We start from the raw sequence: 12,964 nt of genomic DNA on the forward strand, positions 1-12,964 counted from the left end.
AATCTTGTCTTTTCAATGTTCAATGAGGTCACGCATGAACGAAGTCGTAATCCTTGCCGCTACTCGTACCGCCATCGGCAGTTTTCAAGGCGCTTTGGCCGCGATTCCCGCGACCGAACTGGGTGCTGCAGTGATTCGCCGTCTGCTGGAGCAGACGGGTATCGACGCTGCGCAAATTGATGAAGTCATCCTCGGCCAGGTACTGACTGCCGGCGCCGGGCAAAATCCGGCACGCCAGACCGCTATCAAGGCCGGTTTGCCACATACCACCCCGGCCCTGACCCTGAACAAGGTCTGCGGCTCCGGCCTCAAGGCAGTCCAGCTCGCAGTCCAGGCAATCCGTTGCGGCGACGCCGAGTTGATCATCGCTGGCGGCCAGGAAAACATGAGCCTGGCTCCCTATGTTCTGCCCAAGGCCCGCACCGGTCTGCGCATGGGCCATGCGCAACTGCAGGACACCATGATCCAGGATGGCCTGTGGGATGCCTTCAACGATTACCACATGGGCATCACCGCCGAGAATCTGGCGCAGAAGTACGAGATCACTCGTGAAGCACAAGATGCCTTCGCTGCCGCTTCGCAACAGAAAGCTGCCGCGGCCATCGAGGGCGGGCGTTTCCAGAGCGAGATCACCCCGATCCTGATTCCTCAGCGCAAAGGCGATCCGCTGGTTTTTGACACCGACGAACAGCCGCGTGTCGATAGCACCGCCGATGCCTTGGCGAAACTGAAGCCGGCATTCAAGAAAGACGGCAGCGTCACCGCCGGCAACTCTTCGACGCTCAACGATGGTGCAGCCGTGCTGCTGCTGGCCAGCGCCGCTAAAGCGCAAGAGCTGGGCCTTCCGGTACTGGCACGAATCAAAGCCTATGCCAGCGCCGGTGTCGACCCGTCGATCATGGGCATCGGCCCGGTCCCGGCTACCCGCCTGACCTTGCAAAAGGCCGGCTGGAGCATCGACGACCTGGACCTGATCGAAGCCAACGAAGCCTTCTCCGCCCAGTCGCTGGCAGTGGGCAAAGAGTTGGGTTGGGACACCAACAAAGTCAACGTCAACGGCGGCGCGATCGCCCTGGGCCATCCGATCGGCGCGTCAGGTGCACGGATCCTCGTGTCGCTGGTGCACGAACTGATCCGTCGTGACGGCAAGAAGGGTCTGGCAACCTTGTGCATCGGTGGCGGACAAGGCGTCGGCCTGGCTATCGAGCGCTAGTCAACGCCTGATCATCAGCCAACTGCGCGGGGCCTGGAATCCTCGCTCCGCGCATCAGGCTGGCGTCAACAGTACTGCCCTCCTTACCTACTGTCGCTGCGCCGTACTCCGGCACGGCGCGGCTTTTTTTCTGCCCGGCTTATCTGCGTGGGCAAGGAGCTCTAGCTCTATGGACAATAATACGCAAACCTTCAATACCTATTGGTCAGGTCAGGTGCCCTTCATCGCCTCTTTTGCGGTGCAACAATTGCGACTCTGGGTCAGTACCAATCCATGGTTTTCCGGGCATGATCACAATGCCTGGTTCGACCTGCCGGGCGAAACCCTGGACACTCTCCAGTCCGACTACCAGTTCCAGTGGGGCCAACTCGGCCAACAGCTGCTGACCGGCAAGCCCTTCAGCTTCGACGACCGACGTTTTGCCAGCGGCAACTGGAGCGAGCCATTTTTCGGCTCCCTCGCCGCCTTTTACCTGCTCAACTCCAGCTTTATGCTGAAACTGCTCGAGAAGCTGCTGATCAATGATCAGAAGCCGCGCCAACGCCTGCGCTACCTGGTCGAGCAAGCCATCGCCGCCAGTGCGCCGAGCAATTTCCTGACCAGCAACCCTGATGCCCTCGAGCGTATCGTCGAGACCCAGGGTGCCAGCCTGTTAAGCGGCCTGCTGCACATGGCCAGCGACATGAAAGAAGGCAAGATGCGTCAGTGCGACAGCGGCGCCTTCAAGGTTGGCGTCGACCTGGCCAACACCCCCGGCGAAGTGGTGTTCGAGAATGAGCTGTTCCAGCTGATTCAGTACTACCCGCAAAGCGAAACCCAGTACCTGCGCCCGGTATTCGTGGTGCCGCCGTCGATTAACAAGTACTACATTCTTGACCTGCGCCCGGACAACTCGATGGTCCGCCATCTGCTGGAACAGGGACATCCGGTGTTCATGATGTCCTGGCGCAACTTTGACGAAGAGACCGCCGGCACTACCTGGGAAGAGCTGATTCAGAACGGGGTGATCAAGGCCCTGCAAGTGACTCGGGAAATCAGTGGCGAACCGCGCCCCAATTGCGTGGGTTTCTGCATCGGTGGCACGCTGTTGAGCACTGCGCTGGCGGTACTGGCGGCACGCGGCGACAAAGAGATCGGCAGCGTGAGCCTGTTGACCACCTTCCTCGACTACGTCGATACCGGGCCGATCGACATCTTCGTCGACGAGAAAATGGTCGCCTACCGGGAACGCACTATCGGCGGCATCAATGGACCGGTCGGTCTGTTCAGTGGCCAGGACATGGGCAATACGTTCTCGCTGCTGCGCCCCAACGACCTGTGGTGGAACTACAACGTCGACAAATACCTCAAGGGACAAAAGCCGATCCCGCTCGATCTGCTGTTCTGGAACAACGACAGCACCAACCTTCCCGGCCCGATGTACTGCTGGTACCTGCGCCACACCTATCTGCAGAACGACCTGAAATCGGGCGAGCTGGAGTGCGCTGGAGTCAAAGTGGATCTGAGTGCGATTGATGCGCCGGCCTACTTCCTCGCCACCCATGACGATCACATCGTGCCGTGGAGAAGCGCTTTCGCCGGCACCCAGCTGCTCTCCGGGAACAAGCGTTTTGTACTGGGCGCATCCGGGCATATCGCCGGCGTGATCAATCCTCCGGCCAAAGAGAAACGCCATTACTGGACCAACAATCGGGTCACGAAAAACCCCGACACCTGGTTCAAGAATGCCGAACAGCATCCCGGCAGCTGGTGGAATGACTGGTTCGCCTGGCTGGCTGGCCACGCCGGCGAGCGTAAGGCCGCGGTGAAGCAGGTTGGCAATGACAATTACCCGCCTCTGGAACCCGCTCCAGGCCGTTATGTCATGAACGAAGCCTAGGCTTTGGTGAACCGTGTCTGAAAATCGCTTGGGGTGACGCCCAGGCGGTTACCCTTGCCGACTTCGTCGGCAAGGCATAAGGCTATTCAAGCCGCCCCCAAATACCTCCACCTCGAGTGTCTCCAGAACCTCCCCCCACGTCACAATCGATCCGCTAAATCAGCGACAGCGTGCGCTGATCGGCATGGCCGGCGAAATACTGGTCCAACGCGGTACGGAAAATATTGCCGTCGGCCGCGACGAGGTCGAACAGGGTCATGCAGGAATGGAACTTCATGTGATCCGGCGTTCCGAATATCGACTGGATCGAAGCCCCCTGCAGTTGCGTCACCAACCGGGTACAGCTTTCCAGGCGTGGACCCAGTAGCGAATGCTGGAGATACGCAGTGGCCTCCTCCAGCGAGGTAATGGCGAAATACTTGGACATGTCGCTGTGCCCCAGGCCAGCGTACTGCGGGAAGACAAACCACATCCAGTGGCTGCGCTTGTGGCCGTTGCGCAGCTCGGCCTGTATTCGAGCAAAAACCGGGTTCTGCGCTTGAACGAAGCGCTGCAGAGAAAACGGATCAATGCTGTCGGTGCTTCTCATCTCGGCACACCTCAAGGCTCGGGGTTTGGTTCAGACCATCGCCAATGGATGCTTGCGTTTGGGCGCGCAGAACACCCGGTCGATCGCCTGCAAGTCTTCTGCGTCAAGGGTCAATCCTGCCGCGGCGGCATTGCGCCGGACATGCTCGAGCTTGACCGCCTTGGGAATGGCAATCACCCCTTGCTGGCGCAGCACCCAGGCCAGCGCTACCTGGGCCGTGGTCACCTCATGGCGATTGGCGATGTGCTTGAGCGTCGGGCTGCTCAGCAGTTCTCCCCCCTGGGCAATCGGGCAGTACGCCATCAGTGGCAGGTTGTGCTGCTGCCACCAGGGCAGCAGCTCGAATTCGATGCCACGCTGTTCGATGTTGTAGAGCACCTGATCGGTCGCGCAGGCCGGTGAGGCCAGTTCCTGCAGATCCGAGACGTCGAAATTGGAGACACCCCAACGCCGAATCTTACCCGCTTCGCGCAACCGCTCGAAGGCCTCGACCGTTTCTTCAAGGGGATACTGGCCGCGCCAATGCAGCAGGTACAGATCAAGATGGTCGGTGCCCAGGCGTTTCAGACTGGCCTCGCACGCGAGAGGGATACCTTTGCGACTGGCATGGTGCGGGTAGACCTTACTGACCAGAAACACTCGGTCCCGCTGGCCACGGATCGCTTCACCCACCACTTCCTCGGCACCGCCCTCGGCGTACATTTCCGCGGTATCGATCAGGTTCATGCCCAGTTCGATGCCCGCTTGCAACGCTGCCACCTCATGAGCGCGTTGCTGCGAATCTTCCCCCATGCGCCAGGTTCCCTGGCCGATGACAGGGACCGATACTCCGGCCAGATCGAGCATTCGCATGACTATCTCCTGCAGGCATTCGCTGACTATTCATGTGGCAGTGATTAAGCCAAGAGGTTCAATTCCGGTGTGACTACGCACCATTCAAGTGCAGATTAACCATCAACTGCTAGTGTTAAGCCTACGCGCAAGGCCTCCTGACCCGTCTTGCTTGCGCCTTCTCTCTAATGGCCACAGGTGGAACACCATGCGATATACCCTGTTCGAGAATCAGAGAAACGAGATCATCCTGCTCGCGCGCATTCTGTTGATGATTCTGTTCATCATGTCTGGCTGGAGCAAGATGACCAATTTCGACGGCACGGTTGGCTACATGACCTCACTCGGTGCGCCCTTGCCCATGGTCGCAGCAGCCATTGCAGTGATCATGGAGTTCTTTGTCGCGATCCTGCTTGTGCTGGGCTTCTATACCCGCCCACTGGCCTTTCTCTTTGCCTTGTTCGTACTCGGTACCATGCTGATCGCGCATCGCTTCTGGACGATGGTCGAACCGCAACGGGCGGCCAATACGATCCAGTACTTCAAGAACATGAGCATCATGGGCGGCATGCTGTTGCTGAGTGTTACCGGTGCGGGCAAGTATTCGATCGATGGCCGATAGCGGCGCGCTCGTTATTCGGAACAGCCCCCTGCATCGGCGGTAACTCACGGTACCGTCGAGGCGGGATCCTGGATTTTATGCTGAAGAAGTGTTTACCGGCCTGGACAATCGGTCAGGCATTGCAACAAAGCGCGCGGGTCAGGCACCTTACGATCCTGTCAGCGCACACGCCTGTGGGATCCAGATCCGGGTCGTAGATTGTCAGGTCGATTCCAATGCACTTCGGCGACTCGAACAAGCCTCTGAGCAAAGTGGTAATCGTTGCAAACGACGGCCCCTCCGGTTCAGGGCAATCGACGGCGAACATTTCGCTGGCGTCGACTACGTCCAGGTCGAGATGAATCCAGAACCCCGCGGTGTGCCGGGTGACGGTGGCGAGCACCTCGTCAACCAGCTGATCGGTGCCGGCTTCAGGCATTTGCTCGCTGGTAGTCATGCTGATCCTGGTGGCGGCGAGGTCTTGCAGATACTCGTCGTTGCCACGAATCCCGACGACATGCACGTCCTGATCCTCGACGTAAGGCCCAAGCCCCTGCAGGTTGATGAGACGAGCGTCGCCCCGACCGGTAACGATCGCCAGGTCTTCGCCGGCCGCCGCCCTGATGTGCAAATCGTTTCCCGGATGCCGAAAATCACTGTGGGCGTCCAGAAAGACCAGCCCGTAGCGCCCGAGCCGCTTCAGGGCAAGCATATTGCCCAGCAGAATGCTGCAATCTCCGCCAAGCACCAATACTTTGCCGGCTTGCTCGATAAGCGGTTGAAGGCGATCGGCCAGGCTTATCGAGTAACCGGCAATCGCCTCGGCATTACGATCTCCCTCGCCAGCCTGCCACTGGGCCCTATAACGAGGTGGCACCAGACACCCGCCGTCTTCAGCCCTCAATAACTTGATGAGCCCGCGATCGCGAAGTGCCCAGGGGAGCTTGTAGCAACCGGGAATCGTGCCGGCCTGCGGGGGGCTCAAGCCCAGATTGGACGGTGCATCGAGCACAGTCAGTTTGCCTGGCGAGTTTGGAGTCACCATGAGGTTGTTCCTCTTTCCTTAGAGATGTCGAGTCTGCCTCACCGCTCAGGGGACGCGGAATCCTGCGCAAAGACCTCACTGAAGTCCGCGGTCGCCGAAGATGGACCCTGTGTATGTATCACATTGTGTACAGCTGCCATCGCGACACATCAGCTCCACTTTAGCTCCCTCGCCAGACACATGCCGGATACACCGGCACGGTCAACTACGCCTGTCGGTTGGTACAGCCGGTCGCAAGGCACAACTCAGCCAATCAACGCGCTTGAGTCACTCCACATAAAGAGGTCTCACCCATGTTCAAACTCTCGAATTCTTCCTTGGCCCTCGGTCTGATTCTGGCTGGCGGCATGGCTCTATCGTCGGCTGCGTCGGCGTCGGCGTCGGCGTCGGCGTTCAGCATGACCGAGCTGTCCCAAGGCAACACCCCGGCGTCGGCCGAGCAGGTGAAAAAGCCCGCGGAAGGCAAATGCGGCGAAGGCAAATGCGGCGCCGCTATCGAATCCTGATCATGCCCATAGGGGCGCAGCGCCTGCGCCTCGCACTTTACCGACACTGGTTCAACGGAGTTCAAGCACATGCACACCACACTCTCGTCTGCCTTGAAGGGACTACACTTTAACCTTGATCGAGCTGGCAGCTGGGTCGCGCCGCTAAGCCTGCGGGTCTTCCTGGCCTGGGAGTTTTTCGAGTCGGGACTGGAAAAGTGGAACGGTCAAAACTGGTTCGCGGAGATTCAGAACGCCTTTCCCTTTCCCTTTAACCATGTTCCGGCCGCGGTGAACTGGGAACTGTCGCTGTGGGCAGAATTGATCTGCGCCATCGCCCTGCTGGTGGGGTTGGGAACACGTTTCTCGGCACTCGTCCTGATCGTGGTCACAGTGGTCGCAACCGCCGCCGTTCACTGGCCAGCCGATTGGTCGACCTTCAGCGAGCTGGCCCAGGGGTACTCCATCAGCAATAAAGGCCATGGCAACTTCAAACTGCCCTTGATCTATCTCGCAGCACTCCTGCCGCTACTGTTCACGGGCGCCGGCAAACTAAGCCTGGATGCGCTGCTGGAACGCTGCAGCTGGGGTCGGCAGACACGCTGAAGCGGCGGTATTTCGATAACGTCCCATTCATTCTGGAGCAAACGCGATGAGCCTCACTCTCTACGGATTTGACGGCAGCACCTATGTGCGTGCGGTGAAAATGCTGCTCGAAGAAAAAGGCGCCGAGTACCAACAGGTGCAGGTGAACGTGCTCAAGGGCGAGCCGCACCAGCCCGAACATCTGCTCCGCCACCCGTTCGCCAAGGTGCCGGTGATTGAACATGACGGTTTTCGCGTCATCGAAACCGCCGCCATTACGGAGTACCTGAATGAGGTTCTGCCGGGGCCCTCACTGTTGCCCGACAATGCCAGGGATCGCGCCCGGGCCCGCATGGCCATGGGTATTTACGACGCCTATGGTTATGGCGCGCTGGTCGCGGTCTTTGGCTATCACCTGTTTCCCGATTTCATCGGCGGCCAGGACGACAACGCCCGGCGCGAAGGAATCAAGAAAGCGCGCCAGGTGTTGCAAGAGCTGATGAAGCTCAAGGGCAACGATCCTTTCATCGCCGGACAAACGCCGTCCCTGGCCGATTTCTATCTGGCGCCGGGCTGCGCCTACCTGGCGTTCACCCCCGACGCGGCAGAGGTGTTCAACGTGGACGGATTCAGCGCCTGGTGGGAACGAGTACAAGCGTTGCCAAGTTTCAAGGCTACGGCGCCGTAATACGTTGCGGATGTACACGGTCGGCGTAGGAGCTGCCGGTAGGCTGCGATCTTTTCGGCTGACACTGCCATCACGAAGATCAAAAGATCGCAGCCTGCGGCAGCTCCTACAGAGGATGGCGGACACCCACGATATTGCAGGGTGCACACGGTCGGCGTAGGAGCTGCCGGTAGGCTGCGATCTTTTCGGCGGACACCGTCATTACGAAGATCAAAAGATCGCAGCCTGCGGCAGCTCCTACAGAGGATGGCGGACACCCACGATATTGCAGGGTGCACACGGTCGGCGTAGGAGCTGCCGACAGGCTGCGATCTTTTCGGCGGACACCGTCATTACGAAGATCAAAAGATCGCAGCCTGCGGCAGCTCCTACAGAGGATGGCGGACATCCACGATATTGCAGGGTGCACACGGTCGGCGTAGGAGCTGCCGGTAGGCTGCGATCTTTTCGGCGAGCGCCACATATCCCGAGATCCGTGAAATTCAAAGATTGCAGCCTGCTGCAGCTATATTGGGAATGCGTAGCTCTGGCAGACATACAAAAAAAACCGGCTTTCGCCGGGTTATCTGTTTCAGAAGCAACAGCAATCAATGATCGAGCGTCCAGGCATTTCAAGCCTGACCCTGAGTCTCTAACTGCATACCCAGCGGCGTCCTGCTGAAGCCGTTCTCTGCCAGCGCCGGCAATGCCCCCCTGCCCGCCAATGGCGTCAGCTGGAAACAGATGCCGCTGTCACCGCGATGGTTTTCAGTGGCGGCATTGGCATGTACGGCGCCGCCGGCCAGGGAAAATATAATTGAGGTCAAATAGCTTTTTAGGTTTTTCATGGGCTTCATCCTGGTTTCAAAGCAAGGCGGGAAGAGATATCAGTGGCGGGAGAATCAACCCCCTTCGTGGCAGGTATCAGCGAACTTGTTGTAGTCCAGAACCTGCGTCAGGCCCCGGGAATCCAGGTAGGTCATGTGGGCATTCACCACCCCGCAGGACGGTCCTGGGTCCTGGGTCATCGACAGGACTTTCTGAATATCCAGGTGCGTGCCATAGCTGTAGGTCTGAGCTTTGACGGGGGTTTGCGGGTAGTCGACCCACGGGGGCCTGCTCAGCGAGTGCCTGAGGCATGACGGTGGTCATTTTCGATCTCCATGCTCCGCTATGAGCGCAGAGCGATGAACCAAGGTGGGATAACGGTCACCCGCAAGGCGACTGATAAAGCGAGCAGATACGCCCCGCTTCATGGCGGGTCGCGCTTGCAGGAGATCAAAGTTAATCGCAAGCGTGTATCGGCTCTGTGTCCTGCATCGTCGCCAACGAAAGCAGATGTATCAGGCGCCGCTCATACACAGTCCGATACAAACGACGGGGCCATTTTCACAGGCTGAAGGGCCGCCACTCTCTAAGCGGACGACCGGAGACGAAGTGCTTTCTATAGCCAGGAGTAACTCTTAGGTTCGAGGCTGACCCACTGTCAGTGGTCAGGTATCGGAATAAACCTGGATTGCTTTACCGACTTGAACGAGAAGCTCGAATATATCTCCTTCACTCCGGGCAATGTTTGCAGAACCTCCCTTGCAAACTCGCCAAATGACTCCAGGTCCTTGGCCACCACTTCAAGCAAAAAATCGTATCGCCCGGAAACGTTATGACAGGTAACAATCTCGGGAATGTCCAACAGCCGTTTTTCAAAGTTCCGCGCGTTGTCTTTAGAGTGCGAGCTCATCATCACGCTGACGAATGCGGTGACCCCATACCCCAGTTCTTTCGGCGAAAGGATCGCTTGATACCCGGTAATGGCTCCCCGCTCTTCCAGCATTTTTATCCGCCTCCAACAAGGAGAGCTGGTCAACGAGACGCTGTCGGCCAGCTCGGCCACGGTCAATCTGGCATTGCCTTGCAAGGCGGCGAGTAAAGCTCTATCGGTTCGATCCAGAGTCGTTGGCATTTTTTGCCTCAGGTGGCCGCAATTTCTTGTTTTTGATCCAAACCCTCAGTCGTTTCAGGGTTTATTTGGAATTTTTATCTTGGATTTTTAGCATAGCATTATTGAAAATCTCGGAGCATCGCCATGACTCACAAAAATAAGAACCTTGGCTTTTCCACTCGCGCTATCCATCACGGTTACGATCCACTGGACAATAAAGGTGCGTTGGTTCCACCGATTTATCTCACCGCGACCTTTGCCTTTCCCTCCGCGGAGTATGGCGCCGGCTGCTTTAGTGGTGAAGAAAACGGACATTTCTACACACGCATTTCAAACCCGACCCTGGCCTTGCTCGAGTCCAGAATGGCCACGCTGGAAAATGGCGAGGCCGCGGTTGCCTTCGGCTCTGGCATGGGGGCTATCGCAGCGACGCTCTGGACACTGCTCAGACCTGGTGACGAGATACTGGCCAATCGTACGTTGTACGGCTGTACCTTCGCCTTCCTGAACCATGGTATTGGCGAATTCGGAATTAAAGTCCGTCATGTGGATATGTCGAACCTGGCTGAACTGAGGGATGCCATAACTCCAGCGACCCGGATGATTTACTTCGAATCCCCTTCCAATCCGAACATGCAACTGGTCGATATCCAGGCCGTCTCCACCCTGGCGCGGCAACACACCAATATCACGGTGGTCGTTGATAACACTTACTGCTCGCCGTATTTACAGCGGCCCCTGGAACTGGGCGCCGACGTAGTCGTGCATTCAGCGACCAAGTACCTCAGCGGGCACGGGGATATCACGGCGGGCATCGCCATCACCAGCAAAGCGCTGGCGGACCGGATTCGTCTTGAAGGCCTGAAGGATATGACCGGTGCCGTGATGTCTCCACAGGACGCGTTCTTGCTGATGCGCGGGTTGAAGACCCTGGCGTTGCGCATGGATCGACACTGCAGTAACGCTCAAAGCATTGCCGAGTATTTGCAACGTCACCCTGCTGTCGAGTGGGTGGCCTATCCGGGACTGCGCTCCTTCGCCCAGTACGAACTAGCCTCACGCCAGATGAAGCTGCCTGGCGGAATGATCGCGTTTGAACTCAAGGGCGGTATCGATACCGGCAGAAAATTCATGAACGCGCTCAACCTGTTCAGTCGAGCCGTCAGTCTTGGCGACGCCGAATCCCTGGCCCAACACCCGGCGAGCATGACTCACTCAACCTATACCCCAGAGGAGCGTGCGCACCACGGCATCTCTGAAGGGTTGGTGCGCCTGTCTGTCGGGCTCGAAGACATCAGCGATCTGCTGGCTGATATCGGTCAGGCATTGGAAATCTGCGCACACCGGTTGGCGCTCGATTGCTGCGATGGCGATCTCGAGGACAGCATCGCGAGCCAGCTGGACGCCTACGAATCGCGCGCAAAAACAAAACCCCTACCTGCATACGCAGATAGGGGTTTCGGAATTTAATCTTGACGATGACCTACTCTCAGATGGGGAAACCCCACACTACCATCGGCGCACGGCATCTCTGAAGGATTGGTGCGCCTGTCTGTCGGGCTCGAAGACATCAGCGATTTGCTGGCTGATATCGGTCAGGCATTGGAAACCTGCAAATCGCGCCCAAAAACAAAACCCCTACCTGCAGATGCAGATAGGGGTTTCGGAATTTAATCTTGACGATGACCTACTCTCACATGGGGAAACCCCACACTACCATCGGCGATGCATCGTTTCACTGCTGAGTTCGGGATGGGATCAGGTGGTTCCAATGCTCTATGGTCGTCAAGAAATTCGGGTACTGAGTCGTGGCCAGTTGGCCTCGCTTCAGCAAATTGGGTATGTGATAGCTTTCGGTGTTTGGTGAGTATCTCGAACTTTCGGTTCGTTTCGTCTTCACACACCGCAATCTGATGCTCTTTCGAGTAGTCAAATTGCTTGGGTGTTATATGGTCAAGCCTCACGGGCAATTAGTATTGGTTAGCTCAACGCCTCACAGCGCTTACACACCCAACCTATCAACGTCGTAGTCTTCGACGGCCCTTCAGGGGACTCAAGGTCCCAGTGAGATCTCATCTTGAGGCTAGTTTCCCGCTTAGATGCTTTCAGCGGTTATCTATTCCGAACATAGCTACCCGGCAATGCCACTGGCGTGACAACCGGAACACCAGAGGTTCGTCCACTCCGGTCCTCTCGTACTAGGAGCAGCCCCTCTCAAATCTCAAACGTCCACGGCAGATAGGGACCGAACTGTCTCACGACGTTCTAAACCCAGCTCGCGTACCACTTTAAATGGCGAACAGCCATACCCTTGGGACCGGCTTCAGCCCCAGGATGTGATGAGCCGACATCGAGGTGCCAAACACCGCCGTCGATATGAACTCTTGGGCGGTATCAGCCTGTTATCCCCGGAGTACCTTTTATCCGTTGAGCGATGGCCCTTCCATACAGAACCACCGGATCACTAAGACCTACTTTCGTACCTGCTCGACGTGTCTGTCTCGCAGTCAAGCGCGCTTTTGCCTTTATACTCTACGACCGATTTCCGACCGGTCTGAGCGCACCTTCGTACTCCTCCGTTACTCTTTAGGAGGAGACCGCCCCAGTCAAACTACCCACCATACACTGTCCTCGATCCGGATAACGGACCTGAGTTAGAACCTCAAAGTTGCCAGGGTGGTATTTCAAGGTTGGCTCCACGCGAACTGGCGTCCACGCTTCAAAGCCTCCCACCTATCCTACACAAGCAAATTCAAAGTCCAGTGCAAAGCTATAGTAAAGGTTCACGGGGTCTTTCCGTCTAGCCGCGGATACACTGCATCTTCACAGCGATTTCAATTTCACTGAGTCTCGGGTGGAGACAGCGCCGCCATCGTTACGCCATTCGTGCAGGTCGGAACTTACCCGACAAGGAATTTCGCTACCTTAGGACCGTTATAGTTACGGCCGCCGTTTACCGGGGCTTCGATCAAGAGCTTCGCGTTAGCTAACCCCATCAATTAACCTTCCGGCACCGGGCAGGCGTCACACCCTATACGTCCACTTTCGTGTTTGCAGAGTGCTGTGTTTTTAATAAACAGTCGCAGCGGCCTGGTATCTTCGACCGGCATGGGCTTACGCAGTAAATGCT

General features: G+C 57.5%; 11 protein-coding genes, 2 rRNA genes and 3 pseudogenes. 8 read left to right on the forward strand and 8 right to left on the reverse strand.

Going from position 1 to position 12,964, the window contains the following annotated elements; genetic code table 11:
• Positions 1-34 precede the first annotated feature (34 nt).
• Both F8N85_RS16255 and phaC read left to right on the forward strand, forming a co-directional pair.
• Complete coding sequence (locus F8N85_RS16255; protein ID WP_150804577.1) at positions 35-1,213, forward strand: acetyl-CoA C-acetyltransferase; 1,179 nt, start codon at positions 35-37, stop codon at positions 1,211-1,213.
• A 169-nt stretch (positions 1,214-1,382) separates the two neighbouring features.
• Positions 1,383-3,092: a class I poly(R)-hydroxyalkanoic acid synthase gene (gene phaC / locus F8N85_RS16260; RefSeq protein ID WP_150804578.1), complete on the forward strand. Its 1,710-nt coding sequence runs from the start codon at positions 1,383-1,385 to the stop codon at positions 3,090-3,092.
• Between the two features lie 154 nt (positions 3,093-3,246).
• Here the strand turns inward: phaC and F8N85_RS16265 are convergent, their stop codons facing one another.
• On the reverse strand, positions 3,247-3,681 hold the full coding sequence (locus F8N85_RS16265; RefSeq protein ID WP_150804579.1) for a DUF1810 domain-containing protein: 435 nt from the start codon (positions 3,679-3,681) through the stop codon (positions 3,247-3,249).
• 30 nt (positions 3,682-3,711) lie between these two features.
• The gene (locus F8N85_RS16270; RefSeq protein WP_150804580.1) at positions 3,712-4,533 is read right to left on the reverse strand and encodes an aldo/keto reductase; all 822 of its coding nucleotides are present in this window, start codon (positions 4,531-4,533) and stop codon (positions 3,712-3,714) included.
• A gap of 187 nt (positions 4,534-4,720) precedes the next feature.
• On the opposite strand from F8N85_RS16270, the gene F8N85_RS16275 reads away from it, so the two are divergent.
• On the forward strand, positions 4,721-5,134 hold the full coding sequence (locus F8N85_RS16275; RefSeq protein WP_150804581.1) for a DoxX family protein: 414 nt from the start codon (positions 4,721-4,723) through the stop codon (positions 5,132-5,134).
• Positions 5,135-5,246: 112 nt separating this feature from the next.
• On the opposite strand, the gene F8N85_RS16280 is transcribed toward F8N85_RS16275, so the two are convergent.
• Positions 5,247-6,158 carry an arginase family protein gene (locus F8N85_RS16280; RefSeq protein WP_224795698.1) on the reverse strand — a complete coding sequence of 304 codons (912 nt, stop codon included), beginning with the start codon at positions 6,156-6,158 and terminating at the stop codon, positions 5,247-5,249.
• A gap of 293 nt (positions 6,159-6,451) precedes the next feature.
• Here F8N85_RS16280 and F8N85_RS16285 point away from each other — a divergent pair, with 293 nt between their 5' ends.
• The 3 genes from F8N85_RS16285 to F8N85_RS16295 all read left to right on the forward strand — a co-directional run bounded on the left by F8N85_RS16285 (position 6,452) and on the right by F8N85_RS16295 (position 7,916).
• Positions 6,452-6,664 (forward strand): hypothetical protein, encoded by a 213-nt coding sequence (locus F8N85_RS16285; protein ID WP_150804582.1) that lies wholly within the window; start codon positions 6,452-6,454, stop codon positions 6,662-6,664.
• Positions 6,665-6,733: 69 nt separating this feature from the next.
• On the forward strand, positions 6,734-7,249 hold the full coding sequence (locus tag F8N85_RS16290) for a DoxX family protein (RefSeq protein WP_150804583.1): 516 nt from the start codon (positions 6,734-6,736) through the stop codon (positions 7,247-7,249).
• Between the two features lie 46 nt (positions 7,250-7,295).
• Complete coding sequence (locus F8N85_RS16295; RefSeq protein ID WP_150804584.1) at positions 7,296-7,916, forward strand: glutathione S-transferase family protein; 621 nt, start codon at positions 7,296-7,298, stop codon at positions 7,914-7,916.
• Positions 7,917-8,527: 611 nt separating this feature from the next.
• On the opposite strand, the gene F8N85_RS16300 is transcribed toward F8N85_RS16295, so the two are convergent.
• The 3 genes and pseudogenes from F8N85_RS16300 to F8N85_RS16310 all read right to left on the reverse strand — a co-directional run bounded on the left by F8N85_RS16300 (position 8,528) and on the right by F8N85_RS16310 (position 9,855).
• Positions 8,528-8,743, reverse strand: coding sequence for a hypothetical protein (locus F8N85_RS16300; RefSeq protein WP_150804585.1), 216 nt, complete (start codon positions 8,741-8,743; stop codon positions 8,528-8,530).
• A 54-nt stretch (positions 8,744-8,797) separates the two neighbouring features.
• A pseudogene (locus tag F8N85_RS16305) lies at positions 8,798-8,980 on the reverse strand (DUF2790 domain-containing protein); the annotation flags it as partial.
• Positions 8,981-9,381: 401 nt separating this feature from the next.
• Entirely contained in the window at positions 9,382-9,855 is a 474-nt protein-coding gene (locus F8N85_RS16310) for an Lrp/AsnC family transcriptional regulator (RefSeq protein ID WP_150804587.1), read from the reverse strand.
• 123 nt (positions 9,856-9,978) lie between these two features.
• Between F8N85_RS16310 and F8N85_RS16315 the strand changes: the two are divergent.
• Both F8N85_RS16315 and F8N85_RS16320 read left to right on the forward strand, forming a co-directional pair.
• A pseudogene (locus F8N85_RS16315) lies at positions 9,979-11,175 on the forward strand (methionine gamma-lyase); the annotation flags it as partial.
• Positions 11,176-11,355: 180 nt separating this feature from the next.
• A pseudogene (locus F8N85_RS16320) lies at positions 11,356-11,508 on the forward strand (PLP-dependent transferase); the annotation flags it as partial.
• Here the strand turns inward: F8N85_RS16320 and rrf are convergent.
• Together rrf and F8N85_RS16330 are read right to left on the reverse strand one after the other, a co-directional pair.
• Positions 11,509-11,624: ribosomal RNA gene (rrf, locus tag F8N85_RS16325) — 5S ribosomal RNA — on the reverse strand.
• A gap of 159 nt (positions 11,625-11,783) precedes the next feature.
• A 23S ribosomal RNA gene (locus F8N85_RS16330) occupies positions 11,784-12,964 on the reverse strand; the annotation flags it as partial.

Source organism: Pseudomonas fluorescens, assembly GCF_902497875.1.
GTDB classification, from domain to species: domain Bacteria; phylum Pseudomonadota; class Gammaproteobacteria; order Pseudomonadales; family Pseudomonadaceae; genus Aquipseudomonas; species Aquipseudomonas fluorescens_BR.